Source organism: Xanthomonas sp. CFBP 8445, assembly GCF_025666235.1.
GTDB classification, from domain to species: domain Bacteria; phylum Pseudomonadota; class Gammaproteobacteria; order Xanthomonadales; family Xanthomonadaceae; genus Xanthomonas_A; species Xanthomonas_A indica.
In genome coordinates, this window is sequence record NZ_CP102594.1 from 3,668,590 (window position 1) to 3,683,382 (window position 14,793).

Annotated in this window: 12 protein-coding genes, 4 tRNA genes and 1 pseudogene; 9 read left to right on the forward strand and 8 right to left on the reverse strand. The window is 66.5% G+C overall.

Translation table 11 applies throughout. The features are described from left to right. Window positions 1-4 precede the first annotated feature (4 nt). Window positions 5-760, forward strand: a complete 756-nt coding sequence (locus NUG21_RS15675; RefSeq protein ID WP_263391355.1) for a hypothetical protein — start codon at window positions 5-7, stop codon at window positions 758-760. 46 nt (window positions 761-806) lie between these two features. On the opposite strand, the gene NUG21_RS15680 is transcribed toward NUG21_RS15675, so the two are convergent. Continuing rightward, complete coding sequence (locus NUG21_RS15680) at window positions 807-929, reverse strand: hypothetical protein (protein WP_263391356.1); 123 nt, start codon at window positions 927-929, stop codon at window positions 807-809. A 1,844-nt stretch (window positions 930-2,773) separates the two neighbouring features. Here NUG21_RS15680 and NUG21_RS15685 point away from each other — a divergent pair. After that, on the forward strand, window positions 2,774-2,947 hold the full coding sequence (locus NUG21_RS15685; RefSeq protein ID WP_263391357.1) for a hypothetical protein: 174 nt from the start codon (window positions 2,774-2,776) through the stop codon (window positions 2,945-2,947). Window positions 2,948-3,106: 159 nt separating this feature from the next. Further along, a pseudogene (locus NUG21_RS15690) lies at window positions 3,107-3,397 on the forward strand (integrase); the annotation flags it as partial. 84 nt (window positions 3,398-3,481) lie between these two features. On the opposite strand, the gene NUG21_RS15695 reads toward NUG21_RS15690, so the two are convergent. The 4 genes from NUG21_RS15695 to NUG21_RS15710 all read right to left on the reverse strand — a co-directional run bounded on the left by NUG21_RS15695 (window position 3,482) and on the right by NUG21_RS15710 (window position 3,944). Then, window positions 3,482-3,557, reverse strand: a tRNA-Lys gene (locus NUG21_RS15695). Between the two features lie 76 nt (window positions 3,558-3,633). After that, window positions 3,634-3,710: transfer RNA gene (locus tag NUG21_RS15700), tRNA-His, on the reverse strand. 36 nt (window positions 3,711-3,746) lie between these two features. Beyond that, a tRNA-Arg gene (locus NUG21_RS15705) sits at window positions 3,747-3,823 on the reverse strand. A gap of 44 nt (window positions 3,824-3,867) precedes the next feature. Continuing rightward, a tRNA-Pro gene (locus NUG21_RS15710) sits at window positions 3,868-3,944 on the reverse strand. A 154-nt stretch (window positions 3,945-4,098) separates the two neighbouring features. On the opposite strand from NUG21_RS15710, the gene NUG21_RS15715 reads away from it, so the two are divergent. Beyond that, the gene (locus NUG21_RS15715; RefSeq protein WP_019797149.1) at window positions 4,099-4,899 is read left to right on the forward strand and encodes a Bax inhibitor-1/YccA family protein; all 801 of its coding nucleotides are present in this window, start codon (window positions 4,099-4,101) and stop codon (window positions 4,897-4,899) included. 141 nt (window positions 4,900-5,040) lie between these two features. Here NUG21_RS15715 and NUG21_RS15720 read toward each other — a convergent pair whose 3' ends face one another. From NUG21_RS15720 to grxC, 3 genes are all read right to left on the reverse strand, one after another. Beyond that, entirely contained in the window at window positions 5,041-6,048 is a 1,008-nt protein-coding gene (locus NUG21_RS15720; protein WP_019797148.1) for an isocitrate dehydrogenase, read from the reverse strand. A gap of 163 nt (window positions 6,049-6,211) precedes the next feature. Further along, complete coding sequence (locus NUG21_RS15725; protein WP_184502513.1) at window positions 6,212-6,625, reverse strand: carboxymuconolactone decarboxylase family protein; 414 nt, start codon at window positions 6,623-6,625, stop codon at window positions 6,212-6,214. Continuing rightward, window positions 6,622-6,933, reverse strand: a complete 312-nt coding sequence (gene grxC / locus NUG21_RS15730; protein ID WP_019797147.1) for a glutaredoxin 3 — start codon at window positions 6,931-6,933, stop codon at window positions 6,622-6,624. The genes NUG21_RS15725 and grxC overlap by 4 nt, the downstream gene beginning before the upstream one ends. A 149-nt stretch (window positions 6,934-7,082) precedes the next feature. Here grxC and NUG21_RS15735 point away from each other — a divergent pair, with 149 nt between their 5' ends. From NUG21_RS15735 to ppx, 5 genes are all read left to right on the forward strand, one after another. Next, window positions 7,083-8,726 (forward strand): M48 family metalloprotease, encoded by a 1,644-nt coding sequence (locus NUG21_RS15735; RefSeq protein ID WP_242160364.1) that lies wholly within the window; start codon window positions 7,083-7,085, stop codon window positions 8,724-8,726. A gap of 83 nt (window positions 8,727-8,809) precedes the next feature. Beyond that, complete coding sequence (phoB, locus tag NUG21_RS15740) at window positions 8,810-9,499, forward strand: phosphate regulon transcriptional regulator PhoB (RefSeq protein ID WP_160959358.1); 690 nt, start codon at window positions 8,810-8,812, stop codon at window positions 9,497-9,499. Window positions 9,500-9,563: 64 nt separating this feature from the next. Continuing rightward, complete coding sequence (gene phoR, locus NUG21_RS15745; RefSeq protein ID WP_242081641.1) at window positions 9,564-10,889, forward strand: phosphate regulon sensor histidine kinase PhoR; 1,326 nt, start codon at window positions 9,564-9,566, stop codon at window positions 10,887-10,889. Window positions 10,890-10,900: 11 nt separating this feature from the next. Beyond that, a complete protein-coding gene (gene ppk1, locus NUG21_RS15750) occupies window positions 10,901-12,997 on the forward strand; it encodes a polyphosphate kinase 1 (RefSeq protein ID WP_242081642.1) in 2,097 nt (698 codons plus the stop codon). 55 nt (window positions 12,998-13,052) lie between these two features. Further along, window positions 13,053-14,579 carry an exopolyphosphatase gene (gene ppx, locus NUG21_RS15755; protein WP_263391358.1) on the forward strand — a complete coding sequence of 509 codons (1,527 nt, stop codon included), beginning with the start codon at window positions 13,053-13,055 and terminating at the stop codon, window positions 14,577-14,579. The last annotated feature ends 214 nt before the right edge of the window (window positions 14,580-14,793 follow it).

Sequence of the window (14,793 nt, forward strand, 5' to 3'; positions counted from 1 at the left end):
CATCATGGCGGAAGCATCCAAGGGCTGGACTCGATTCGGTGTCTTCGTCGCGGGAGCTGGCGGAGTGCTTGGAATCGCAATCGCGTTGGTCCAGCTTTACGACCGAGTGACGAAGCCTTCTTCAGAAATCGTCGGCCTCGTGTCCGCGAACATGGCCAACTTGCCGCCGGATGTCGTCCTCTCGGCGAGCGCGGCGCGCACCTCGATTCCGGTCGCGGTCGATGCGCTGGGAAACGAAGGCGAAGGATGGAACCAGGCTGCTCTTGAGCGTCAGGCGAAGGCGCAGACTATGGTATTCGTATTGGTAATGAACAGGGGAACCCTGCCGGCGAACGGGGTAACGCTCACGCTTGATCCGGTCTTCACCGCCTCGGCGTTCACCGACGAAGATGGCCGACAGCATGTTCTTCAAGAACCAAGGCGCGTTTCGCTTGGGACCCTGCGGGCGGGCCAGGCAATTGGCGTGAGTAGCTGGACAACCACTAGGATCGTCGATATTCAACCAAGTCAGCTTTTGAAGCGAATTTCCCTCACCCATAACGACGGGATAGGAAGCCTCAAGATCGATGGCGGCGTCTGGGCAAACTTCATCGAGATCGAATCTGGCCGGCGTCAGCTATGGATTTCAATTCCGGTGATCATACTGTCTCTCCTCGGCGGCCTGTTTGCGATACGCCTTCGAGCGAAGGCAAGAGACCGTCATTTGAAAAGGCTGATTGAATTGCATCGCGCAGATGTCATCGACGGCGGCGGCGCATAGCAAAAGGGTCACCCGACGGTGCCCCAGTTACCCCAGGCGCCGCGCCTTAGCTCAGCAGGAAATGAAGCAGAGCTAGAATCGCAGACACCTTCAGCCAGATTTCAAACTTGATCGAAACGGAGCATCCGGCGCCAGAGCTTTCCCAGTTGCCTTCGAACTTAAAGGTCATCTAGACCCTCCTCGGTTCTTCCTCCCGTACTCTTTGAATGGGCGAGATAAAGGGAGGCCAGGCCGGTGGCAGACTTCAGTCGAATGGGCCGGTGACTGGGCGCTGCCAACCACCCGCCGGCGCGACAAAGATATGCCGACGCACCTCACTAGGCAATAAAAATCCCCACGACTCAGTAGGGCGCTTTGGTCCTGCAACCTTGCTTCAGGCGGCGACCGTCAAGCCTATAGCGGCGGCGAGCTTGGCCGCCTTCGGCGCCGCGGATCAGCACCGCCCGGGCCGGCGGCCGGCGCCGGGCGCCGCAGCCATGGCGACCCGGACAAAAGGAATGCCCCTCCTGGCCAGCGGCATAGGAGCAGTCGAGCTGCGCCAGCACGGGCGCCATCGGCCGGTGCCGCGATGAGAGTGCCGGCGATAGCAGCGGCTTTGGCGAGCCCCGTCAGGCTGGCCTTATGTCAATTTTTCAGGCCCATCGGAGAGAGGTAATTTAGGTAACCTGAAAGAAAATACGCGAAATTGTTCAATGCATTCAAATACATAAATTTATTTTCAAGAGTAATGCCGGGGTAATGTTGAGGTAACGGGATTACCTTTTGCAGAGGCAACCCGTTCATCCAAATCTCTTTTTAACTCAATGACATTACTTTTCCAGACTCGGCGAATTACCTCAAATTACCCCGTGAGGTAACTAGCACTTTTATTTTAAAATCAATGGCTTAAATTGATCCCAACCCATCGAATTACCTAGTTACCTCTTCCCGATGGTCATCTGGAAATTTCGGCCGGCTGGCAGGTAGCCGCTACGGCCCCTCGGAGGGCGCTACGGAGGGGTCACCCGCGCAGGGATCCGCAGGGGCAGACACCCATCTGGAACCGGCCTGAGCGTCAGCAGCGGCGAGCCTGACCGGGGGACGCAGGGACGCAGAAAAACGGGTACATGAAGACCGCAGGCGTGGCGGGGCGACGACTGCGCTCGCCAACTGCTGGCGGCTATCCGGGCCCCTCCCGCTCCGCCCCGCGTCGGCGTGCGCCTCGCGGGGCTGTGCAGGCCCCCAGGAGGGCGGTAATGCCTGCGGAGCCCTTGGCGGGGTCACCTCGACCCACAAAAAGCCGCCCCGTAGGACAGCTCAGAGACGGTCTCAGCTGGAGGCGAGATCTAGGCGCCGCTGCTACCACACGACTTCACGCGGGTGGCGTGGTAATCGGTGACAACCCACGTTCCACCGCTGCTATTCGGGACCCACATGTAGGACCAAGACTGGCTTACGCCACCACCGCAGCTACCCACGTTGAAGGTGCCCCCTGGAGCGCCAGACGCAGGCAGCGGCACTGGCGGCGGCGGGGCGGACACCGCATCCGCGGCGTTGGCCTTGGAAGAGATCACCTCGGTGTACTTCACCGTGACCGTTCCCAGGTGGTAGGGATCGCCAGACATTCTCCCCGTTGGATCCGCGTGCAGCAGCAACCACTGCTGGACCTGCTTGGCTTCCTTCGACCCTGGGAGGTATGTGGCCTCGACAACCCTGGTCGTCGTGGTCGACGCCGCGGGTTGGTCAGCCTGCGCGGTCGCAGCCACGCTCCCGGCAGCTATGGCCAGCGCGAATGCAGCACCCTTGAAACAGCGCGGAAATTCCATTTTTCGATCCTCTGAGCGTTTTGTTGGGACACCTATCTCGACACGCGCATACTAGGCCTGTGGCACTTGCTCGGCGGCGCATTACGTAGACAACTCACACTTACCGCCGAAGGCCCGGCCGGTAATCGCCCGCCGAGGACATTGACCGGCTCAGCCAGGGCAGAAGATGGGTCTCACGCTACGCGAAAGCCGCCGATAGCACGCCCGGATGACTCTACCTGACGGCTTCTGCTGGGAAACTGACCGATGGGAAAAGGACTGGCTGCGCTGCGGCAGACAGATGGTGGCCAGCGTCAGCATGACCGCCATCCCGGAGAAATGGATCGCGAACGTCAATCGACACGACGAGCGCACAGTGGGGCACCCGCACGCCTATTTTTGATCGTGAGGTGCCACCATGCGATCGGTTGAACGCTGGGCATGTGAGCACGCCACCAGGCTGATCCACGAAGTGGCGACAGGAGCGCGCAAGTCGCCGCCAGCACCGCCGATGAGCCGGGAAGAAAAGCGCCTGCATCGCAAGCTCCGCGGATAGCTGATGCCGGTGCAGCTCAAGCCCGAGCGGCGCCGGCTGCTGGTGAGCCAGTCCGGGACGCCCCTGCGGAAATCCTCACTCGACAGCGCCTGGCAGCGCATGATTGCCATGGCGCTCAAGGAGAAGGTGATCGATGCCGAAACGCGGTTCGGCCTGCATGGCCTGAAGCATCGCCGCATCACCGACACCCCCGGCAACCGGGGCGACAAGCAAGACGCCGCGGGACACGCGAACCCGGAGACGACGAACCGCCACGTCCACGACGTGCCGCTGGTGCCGCCGCGCACCTGCAAGTAGCACGTTCCCGGCGTATTTTTCCCGGGAATTTTCCCGGCTCATAGAAAAACAGCCACTTGGCTTGCGCTAAGTGGCTGTTTTATTTGGTGGGCCGTCAAGGATTCGAACCTTGGACCTATTGATTAAGAGTCAACTGCTCTACCAACTGAGCTAACGGCCCTGAAACTGAGTCGCACATTCTATGTGCTTTTTTGCTTCGTTGCAACACCCCGCGAAGCATCGGGTCACGCGATCAATGGGGTGGCTGAGGGGACTCGAACCCCCGACATCTGGAATCACAATCCAGTACTCTAACCAACTGAGCTACAGCCACCATTGAAACCTTGCATCTCCTGCCCGGCGCCGGTGTTGGCGCGCCCGACAGGAATCGAACCTGTAACCGCCGGCTTAGAAGGCCGGTGCTCTATCCAGTTGAGCTACGGGCGCCCTGGCTGGATTGTCGCATTCCTTTCCGCCGTTGGACATCGGATTGGTCGGGGTAGAGGGATTCGAACCCCCGACATCCTGCTCCCAAAGCAGGCGCGCTACCAGACTGCGCTATACCCCGGCGGAACATCCCTCGCGGCCAAGGCCGGAAAGGTCGGCTATTGTGGGAAGCTTGCGGCCTGCTGTCAACGTCGCATGCACGCAACATCGCCTGCGCTATGCTCAAGCCTTGCCATCGGCATCGGCCGAGCGCCTTTTTTGAAGGAGAAAACAGCATGCTTCGCAGCGGCAATCCCGCCCTGAAGGAATCCACCTTCCTCGATCTGCGCAGCGGCACCGTGGTCTCGCCCGGGAGCAGCGCGGTCGCCGCGCGCGACAGCGGCGCGATGACACTGAACGGTACCGCCAACAAGACCGGCATCCTGCTGATGCTGACGGCGCTCACCGCCGTATTCGCCTGGAGCCAGTCGGTTTCGATCGATGCCGCGGGCAACGCGATGATCGCCCCGGGCGTGGCCAGCTACGCGCTGGGCGGCCTGATCGGCGGCTTCATCCTGGCCCTGATCACGATCTTCAAGAAGGAATGGTCGCCGATCACCGCCCCGCTGTACGCGCTGGTGGAAGGCTTCTTCCTGGGATCGATCTCGGCAATGTACGAAGTGCGCTTCAACGGCATCGTGCTGCAGGCAGTGATGCTGACCTTCGGTACCCTGTTCGCGATGCTGTTCGCCTACCGCAGCGGCATGATCAAGGCCACCGAGAACTTCAAGCTGGGCGTGGTCGCAGCCACCGGCGGCATCGCCCTGGTGTACCTGGCGACCATGGTGCTGGGCTTCTTCAACATCCAGATCCCCTACATCCACGCCTCCGGCACGGTCGGCATCCTGTTCAGCCTGTTCGTGGTGGTGGTGGCGGCGCTGAACCTGGTGCTGGACTTCGACTTCATCGAAAGCGGCGTCGAACAGGGCGCGCCCAAGTACATGGAGTGGTACGGCGCGTTCGGCCTGATGGTGACCCTGGTGTGGCTGTACCTGGAGTTCCTGCGCCTGCTGTCGAAGCTGCAGTCGCGGAATTGAGGCCGGGAGTCGGAAATCGGGATTGGGGAATCGCAAGAGCGACTCCCCTCACTCGATGAGCGGACGTGGCTTCAGACAACTTGCAAGCAAAAGAAAGGGCGCCCTGGGGCGCCCTTTCTGTTTGTGCGATCTTGCGCGGGCTCAGAGGCGGCCGGCGATGGCCTTGGCGAAGCCCATGGTGTTGCCGCTGCCGCCCAGGTCCGGGGTCAGCCCGTCCTTGGCTTCCAGCGTGGCGACGATGGCGTTGCGCAGGCGCTCGGCGTTCTGCGGCTGGCCGATGTGGTCCAGCAGCTGCGCCGCGCCCAGTAGCAGCGCGCACGGGTTGGCCTTGCCCTGCCCGGCGATATCCGGGGCCGAGCCGTGCACGGCTTCGAAGATCGCCGCGTCCACGCCGATGTTGGCACCCGGGGCCAGGCCCAGGCCGCCGACCAGGCCGGCACACAGATCCGACAGGATGTCGCCGAACAGGTTGGTGGTGACGATGACGTCGAACTGCTCCGGACGCATCACCAGCTGCATGCAGGCGTTGTCGACGATCATTTCCTGGAATTCGATCTCCGGGTAGTTGGCCGCCACTTCGCGCGCCACCTTCAGGAACAGGCCCGAGGTGGACTTGATGATGTTGGCCTTGTGCACCGCGGTGACCTTCTTGCGGCCGGTCGCGCGGGCCAGGTCGAAGGCGTAGCGGACGATGCGCTCGGAACCCTTGCGGGTCACCTTGGCCATCGACAGCGCGGTCTCGCCGTCGGCGGACACTTCCTGGCCTTCGCTCAGGTAGGCGCCTTCGGTGTTCTCGCGCACGGTGATCAGGTCCACGCCGGCGCCGAAGCGCGACTTGGTGTTCGGGAACGACTTGGCCGGACGCACGTTGGCGTACAGGTCGAACTGGCGGCGCATGGCCACGTTGATCGAGCTGAAGCCCTCGCCCACCGGCGTGGTCAGCGGGCTCTTCAGCGCCACCTTGTTCTTGCGGATCGACTCCAGCGTGGCGGCCGGCAGCAGGTCGCCGTGCTTCTCCAGCGCCACCAGGCCCGCGTCGGCGTATTCGTAGGTGAGGCCGGCGTTCAGCGCGTCGAGCACGAACAGCGTGGCGTCCATGATCTCCGGGCCGATGCCATCGCCACGGATGACCGTGATTGTCTGCGTCATAGGGTTGCGGTTTCCGTACAAGAGGGGGGAGCGCCGCCCGGGAACCGGGGCTGCAGGCGCAAGGAGGTTTCAGCGGTAATTATGCCCGAAGCCGGTGAAGGCGCCCAAAACCGGGCAGCCTTCGGCAACCGGCGCCGGCGGCCGCCGGCCGACCGGGGCGGGCTCAGTCGTGCGCGTGCTGCGCCGGGGCGGCGGCCTCGCCGGCCTCCAGCGTGTCGAGGAAGTCCACGGCGCGGCGCAGGTGCGGGATCACGATCGATCCGCCGACCACCAGGCCCACCGAGAAGGTCTCGAAGAACTCCTCGCGGCTGACCCCGGCCTCCTTGCACTGGGCCACGTGGTAGCTGATGCAGTCGTCGCAGCGCAGCACCAGCGAGGCGACCAGGCCGAGCAGTTCCTTGGTCTTCACGTCCAGCGCGCCGGCCTGGTAGGTCTGGGTGTCCAGCGCGAAGAAACGCCGCACCACCTGGTTCGGCTCGGCCAGGATGCGCTGGTTCATGCGCTGGCGGAACTCGGTGAACGCGCGGACGCGGTCCTGCCCGGCCCCGCCGCCCTCACCCGTCTCGGCGCCGCTCATGCCTGCGCCCCCGGGGCGTGTCCGTCGAGCAGCGGCTCCAGCTTGCCGGCGCGGTGCAGCGCCATCATGTCGTCGTAGCCGCCGACATGGACGTCGCCGACGAAGATCTGCGGCACGCTGGTGCGCCGCGCCAGAGCCACCATCTTCTCGCGCTCGGCAGGGTCCAGGTCGATCCGCACCTCGTTCCAGGTCCGCCCCTTGCTCTTGAGGAAGTTCTTGGCCGCCACGCAGTACGGGCAGATCGCGGTGGAATAGAGGGTGATCGGCGGGCCGCCGGCGTGGCCGGTGTCGGCAGTTGGGTTGTCCACGGGAAACTCCGGGCGGTGTAGAAGGTCCAAGCCACTATGGTAGCGGCCGGGTGGATTTTCGAGGCCGCTGCCGCAACACTGCGAATCATCCCGGATTCACCGTCGTCCCGGACGCTCCCCGGCGTCCGCCAGCCCTCTTGGAGCCCGTCTTGCGCCTGCTGCCGCTCGCCTTCGCGATCACCCTGGCCACCGCCTGCGCCGTGGCGCCGGCCCAGGAGAACAAGCTGCCGGACATCGGCTCCTCGGCCGGCGAGCTGCTGACCCCGGCGCGCCAGGCCGAGTACGGCAAGATGATGCTGGCCGAACTGCGCAGCTACGGCTACGTGCTCGAGGACCCGCTGATCGACGACTGGCTGCAGACCATGGGCACCCGGCTCGGCGCCAACAGCGACCAGCCGCAGCAGAAATTCACCTTCTTCATGCTGCGCGACCGCCAGATCAACGCCTTCGCCACCCTCGGCGGCTACGTCGCGGTCAACGCCGGCCTGGTGCTGACCGCCGAGCGCGAGGACGAGGTGGCCGCGGTGCTATCGCACGAAATCGCCCACGTCACCCAGCAGCACGTGCTGCGCGGGGTGGAGCGGGCGCAGCGCGACCAGATCCCGATCCTGCTGGGCATGCTCGCCGCGGTGGTCGCGGCGCAGCAGGCCGGCGGGCGCTCCAGCGGCGACGCCACCCAGGCGGCGATCGCCAGCGGCCTGGGGCTGATGCAGCAGCGGCAGATCGACTACACCCGCTCCAACGAATCCGAAGCCGACCGCCTCGGCATCCGCACGCTGGCGCGCAGCGGCTACGACGTCGATGCGATGGCCGGCTTCTTCGAGCGCATGTCGCTGGCGATGCGCGGCAACCAGGGCGGCTACAGCACCCCGGACTTCCTGATGACCCACCCGGTCACCACCACCCGCATCAGCGAGGCGCGCGAGCGCGCCGAGCAGATGAAGAAGAACACCCTGACCGTGACCACCAGCGTGCCCGGCGGCACCCTGCAGGAGCGGGTCGATCCGAACGACGTGTCGCTGAGCCAACCGCTGGGCGCGCCCAGCAACCCGCTGCTGCCGGGAGGCCTGCAGTTGCCGTTCGCCAACTACGCGCGTGGTCCCAGCGGCCAGTTCGAATGGGCTCGCGAGCGGTTGCGCGTGTTCAGCGCCAACACCCCGGCCGATGCGATCCGCGAGTACGAGGGCCTGCGCCAGGGCAGCAAGCAGGGCCTGAGCGATGCCCAGCGCTACGGCCTGGCGCTGGCGCGGCTGCGCGCCGGCGGCGCCGCGCAGGACGTCGCGCAGACGCTGGAGGGCCTGCTGCAGGCGCACCCGGACAACTGGTGGCTGACCGTGGCGGTCGCCGAGGCCGAGGCCAAGGCCGGCCGCAGCCAGGCCGCCGACCAGCGCTTCGAGGCGCTGGTCAAGCGCATGCCCAGCAACCGGGCGGTGGCGCTGAGCTATGCTAGCGCCCTCAACGAACAGGGCGGCCGCCAGGCCGGCCAGCGCGCCCAGGCGGTGCTGCGGCCGCTACTTGGCGCGGCCGCGGAGGATCCGGTGTTCCAGCGCACCTTCGCCCGCGCCTGCGAACTGGCCGGCGACGACACCCGCGCCGGCGAGGCCTATGCCGAGGCGGCCTATCTGAACGGGCATCCGGAGCAGGCCCTGATCCAGCTCAACAACCTCAAGAAGCGCAGCGACCTGGACTACGTGGCGCGCGCACGCATCGACGCGCGCATCGCCGCGATCACCCCGACGGTGCTGGAACTGCGCCGCCAGGGCGTGCAGGACCCGGACATGCAACGGCGCTGAAACGCACCCATGGCAGGCGTCACTTAAACGTAATAAAACCGTAGTCTACTGGCGACCTTCCTCCCCAGTTCCACGGTGCCGTTGTGCAGAAACGCATCCTGATCGTCGACGACGAACCGGCCATCCGCGACATGGTCGCGTTCGCCCTGCGCAAGGGCGACTTCGAGCCAGTGCATGCCGGCGATGCCCGCGAGGCGCAGACCTCGATCGCCGACCGGGTCCCGGACCTGATCCTGCTGGACTGGATGCTGCCCGGCACCAGCGGCCTGGAGCTGGCCCGGCGCTGGCGCAAGGATGCGATGACCCGCGAAGTGCCGATCATCATGCTCACCGCCCGCGGCGAGGAGAACGATCGCGTCGGCGGCCTGGAGGCCGGCGTCGACGACTACGTGGTCAAGCCGTTCTCCGCGCGCGAGCTGCTGGCGCGGATCCGCGCGGTGATGCGCCGCACCCGCGAGGACGACGAGGACGGCAGCGTCTCGGTCGGCAGCCTGCGCATCGACGGCGCCGCGCACCGGGTGTTCGCCGGCGAGGCGCCGGTGCCGATCGGCCCGACCGAGTACCGCCTGCTGCACTTCTTCATGACCCATCCCGAGCGCGTGTACAGCCGCGCGCAGCTGCTCGACCACGTCTGGGGCGGCAGCGTGTATGTGGAAGAGCGCACCATCGACGTGCACATCCGTCGCCTGCGCAAGACGCTGGAGCCGTTCGCGGTGGAAAACATGGTGCAGACCGTCCGCGGGTCCGGCTATCGCTTCTCTGCGTCCATCTGACCGCCGGCTGCGCCTGCTATAACGGCGGACGGATCACGATCCTTTGCGACAGAGTGCGTTCCCGATGCCCCGCCACATCCGCTCCGCCTGGTTGAAGACCCTCGGCACGCTCGCCGGCCTGCTGTTGCTGGCGTTGCTGGTCGGCTGGATCGGCGGCCACGTGTGGATGGCGCTGACCCTGATGTCGCTGGGGGTGATGGGCTGGCACTACTGGCGGCTGCGGCGCGTGCTGCGGCGGCTGACCGCACGCCAGCGCTGGGAGCCGCCGGCCGGCACCGGGGTGTGGAACGAGCTGGACCGGCTGCTGTACCGCAGCCAGGCGGAAATGCGCGTGCGCAAGCGGCGCCTGCTGGACATGCTGCGCGCCTACCGTGCCGCCGCCGCGGCGCTGCCCGACGCGGTGGTGGTGGTGGACCGCAACAGCCAGCGCATCCAGTGGTTCAACGAGGCGGCCGGCACCCTGCTCGGCCTGCGCCATCCCGGCGACCTCGGCGCGCCGGTGGTGGAGCGCCTGCAGCCGATGCCGCTGGCGCACTGGCTCAGTGCCGGCCGCAACGCCGAGCCGATGCTGGACATGCCCTCGCCGGTCGATGAGCGCCTGCGCCTGAACCTGCGCCTGATCCCCTATTCCGAGGACCACTGGCTGCTGGTCGCGCGCGACGTCAGCAAGCTGCTGCAACTGGAGCAGGTGCGCCGCGATTTCGTCGCCAACGTCTCGCACGAACTGCGCACGCCGCTGACCGTGGTGCATGGCTACCTGGACATGCTGGACCCGGAGGACTTTCCGGATTCGGGGCCGATGATCGCCGAGATGCGCAAGCAGTCGCAGCGCATGACCCAACTGGTCGAGGACCTGCTGACCTTGTCGCGGCTGGAATCGCAGGAGCACGCCAACGAGGAGTCGATCGCGATGGCGCCGATGCTGGCCACGCTGCGCCGCGAGGCCGAAGCGCACAGCCAGGGCCGGCACCGCATCGAGGTCCACGACGAGGCCGATTGCGACCTGGTCGGCTCCAACAAGGAACTGCACAGCGCCTTCTCCAACCTGGTCACCAACGCGGTGCGCTACACCGCGGCCGGCGGCACCATCCGCATCCGCTTCGCCCGCGAAGGCGATGGCGCGGTGCTGTCGGTGCGCGACAGCGGCTACGGCATTCCCGCGCATCACCTGCCGCGGATCACCGAACGCTTCTACCGCGTCTCCAGCAGCCGCTCGCGCGAGAGCGGCGGCACCGGCCTGGGCCTGTCGATCGTCAAGCACGTGCTCGGCCTGCACCAGGCGCGGCTGGAGATCGAGAGCGAGGTCGGCAAGGGCAGCACCTTCTCCTGCCACTTCGGTGCCGGGCGCGTGCATCCGCGGCACGACCATGCCACCCTGACCTCCGTCTAACGAGTACCGCCATGCCCCGCGCCGCCGCCCTGCCGCCCACGCCGCCACCGGACGTTCCCAGCGACCCGCTGCGCGACCCTGCGCTGTACCTCAACCGCGAACTGTCGCAACTGGACTTCAATTTCCGGGTGCTGGCGCAGGCGCAGGATCCGCAGGTGCCGTTGCTGGAGCGGCTGCGCTTCCTGTGCATCTCCTGCACCAACCTCGACGAGTTCTTCGAGATCCGCGCCGCCACCGTGCGCCACGCCCAGGAATTCGGGCTGCCGCCGGCGCCGGACGGCATGAGCCCCAACGCCATCCTCAACGCGATCCACGACCGCGCCGCGCAACTGGTCGACCAGCAGTACCGCTGCTGGAACGAGGTGCTGCGTCCGGCGCTGAAGGACGCCGGCATCGGCGTGCTCGGTCGCCACTCCTGGAACGCGCGGCAGAAGCGCTGGCTGCGCGCCTACTTCCGCAACGAGATCATGCCGGTGCTGTCGCCGCTGGGCCTGGATCCGGCGCATCCGTTCCCGAAGATCCTCAACAAGTCGCTCAACATCGTGGTGGTGCTCAAGGGCACCGACGCGTTCGGCCGCGTCGGCCACCTGGCGATCGTGCGCGCGCCGCGTTCGTTGCCGCGCATCATCCAGTTGCCGGAAAGCCTGTCCGAGGGCGGCCAGAGCTTCGTGTTCCTGTCCTCGGTGCTGTCCACCTTCGTCGACGAGCTGTTCCCGGGCATGGAGGTGATGGGCTCCTACCAGTTCCGCGTCACCCGCAACTCGGAACTGGTGGTGGACGAGGAGGAAGTGGAGAACCTGGCGCTGGCGCTGCGCGACGAACTGGTCAACCGCGGCTATCGGCCGGCGGTGCGGCTGGAGATCGCCGAGGACTGCCCGAAGTCGATCGTGCGCACCCTGCTGCAGAACTTCGAACTGCCGGAGAACGCGGTCTACCGGATCAACGGCCCGGTCAACCTGAGCCGGGTCAACCAGGTCTACGACCTGGTGCAGCGCCCGGACCTGAAGTATCCGCCGATGAACCCGCGCACCCTGCGCGACAGCGAAGGCATCTTCGAGATCGCCGCCGCCGGCGACGTGCTGCTGCACCATCCGTTCGACGCCTTCACCGCGGTGCTGGACCTGATCAAGCAGGCCGCGATCGACCCCAACGTGCTGGCGATCAAGCAGACCCTGTACCGCACCGGCAAGGACTCGGCGATCGTCGATGCGCTGGTGCTGGCCGCGCGCAACGGCAAGGACGTCACCGTGGTGGTGGAGCTGCGCGCGCGCTTCGACGAAGAGGCCAACCTGGGCCTGGCCGATCGCCTGCAGGAAGCCGGCGTGCAGGTGGTGTACGGCGTGGTCGGCTACAAGACCCACGCCAAGATGCTGCTGATCGTGCGCCGCGAGGGCCGCAAGCTGCGCCGCTACGTGCACCTGGGCACCGGCAACTACCACAGCGGGACCGCGCGCGCCTACACCGACCTGAGCCTGATCACCGCCGACGTGGACATCGGCAACGACGTGCACCTGCTGTTCCAGCAGTTGTCCGGTCTGGCGCCGAAGATCCGCCTCAAGCGCCTGCTGCAATCGCCCTTCACCCTGCACCCGGGCGTGCTGCACCGGATCGAACGCGAGACCAAGCTGGCGCATGCCGGCCGCCCGGGCCGCATCATCGCCAAGATGAACGCGCTCAACGAGCCGCAGGTGATCCGTGCGCTGTACGCGGCCTCGCAGGCCGGCGTGAAGATCGACCTTATCGTGCGCGGCGCCTGCACCCTGCGCCCCGGCGTGCCGGGCGTGTCCGACAACATCCGGGTGCGCTCGATCGTCGGCCGTTTCCTCGAGCACAGCCGGGTCTACTGGTTCGGCAACGACGGGGCGCCGGAACTGTTCTGCGCCAGCGCCGACTGGCTGGAGCGCAACCTGCTGCGGCGCGTGGAGACCGGCTTCCCGATCCTCGATCCGGATCTGGTCAAGCGCATCCACCGCGAGGTGCTGCAGAACTACCTGGCGGACAATCTCAACGCCTGGGAACTGGACGCCGACGGCAACTACCGCAAGCTGGCCCCGGGCCAGGACCAGCCGCCGCATTCGGCGCAACTGGCCCTGCTCGACGGGCTCTGAGCACAGCGCGGCGCCGTCTCCACGGCGTGCGCCGCGCATCGGCTACCATTCCGCCATGCCTGCCACCTCCCCCACTCATCCGCCGCTGCGCGACGGCGACCTGCTGGCCGCCATCGACCTGGGTTCCAACAGTTTCCACATGGTCATCGCCCGCTATCAGCTCGGACAGCTGCGGGTGGTGGACCGCCTGCGCGAGACCGTGCGCATGGCCGACGGCCTGGACAACAAGGGCGGGCTGTCCGCCGAGGCGCGGCAGCGCGCGCTGGAATGCCTGGCGCGGTTCGGCCAGCGCATTCGCGACCTGCCCTCGCTGCGCGTGCGCGCGCTGGCCACCAACACCGTGCGCCAGCTGCGCTCGCCGCAGACCTTCCTGATTCCCGGCGAGACCGCGCTCGGCCATCCGATCGAAGTGGTCAGCGGCCGCGAGGAAGCGCGCCTGATCTACCTGGGCGTGGCCCACGCGCAACCGCCCAAGCCCGACCAGCGGCGCCTGGTGATCGACATCGGCGGCGGCTCCACCGAGTTCATCATCGGCAGCGGCTTCCAGACCCTGGAACGCGAGAGCCTGCAGGCCGGCTGCATCGCCAGCACGCGGCGCTTCTTCCCCGGCGGCAAGCTGTCCAAGAAGAAGTGGAAGGACGCGCTGACCGAGATCGGCGCCGAGTTCCAGCAGTTTGCCGGACAGTACCGGGCGCTGGGCTGGCACGAGGCGCTGGGCTCGTCCGGCACGCACAAGGCGATCGGCGAGATCTGCGCGGCGATGAAGCTGACCAAGGGCGCGATCACCGCCGAGGCGCTGCCGCAACTGCGCGATCGCCTGCTGCTGGCCAAGCGCATCGAGGACATCGACCTGCCGGGCCTGTCCGCCGACCGCCGGCCGATCATCGCCGGTGGCGTGCTGGTGCTGGAGGCGGCATTCCAGGCGCTGGGCCTGCAACGGCTGATGGTGAGCAAGGCGGCCATGCGCGAAGGCATCCTCTACGACATGCTCGGCCGCGCCGGCCAGAACGATCCGCGTGAGAGCGCGATCGCCGCGCTGACCCGGCGTTACGGCATCGACGAGGCGCAGGCCGCGCGCGTGGAGCACACCGCCATGGCGCTGTTCGAGCAGGTCGCCGGCGACTGGGCGCTGGATGCCGACGACGGCCGCATGCTCAGCTGGGCCGCGCGCCTGCACGAACTCGGCCAGGCCATCGCGCACAGCCAGTACCACGTGCATGGCGCCTACGTGCTGGAGCATTCGGACATCGCCGGCTTTTCGCGGCAGGAGCAGCAGGTGCTGGCCACGCTGGTGCGCACGCACCGCCGCAACGTGGCCAAGACCGCCTTCGACGCGCTGCCCGACCGCCTGCTGCTCAGCGCCAAGCGCAAGGCCGCGCTGCTGCGCCTGGCGGTGCTGCTGCACCGCGCGCACGAGGCCGACCCGATCCCGGCGCTGGAATTGAAGGCCGACGGCGCCAACCTGCACCTGATCCTGTCGCAGCCGTGGATCGAATCGCGGCCGCTGCAGCGCGCCGACCTGATCGGCGAGGTCGAGGGCATGGCGGGATTGGGGATCAATTTCCGGCCATTTGTGGCTTGAAGGCTGGGATTCGGGATTCGGGATTCGGGATTCGGGATTCGGGATTCGGGATTCGGGATTCGGGATTCGGGATTCGGGATTCGGGATTCGGGATTCGGGATAGCAGCATGCTGTCCGCGGTCAAATCGCGGTCAAGCGATTTCATGAAAAAAGTGCCGATTTTTGAAAGAAAAGCCGCCCTCCCTGAAACCGCGACACCGCGGCTTTTTTGTGG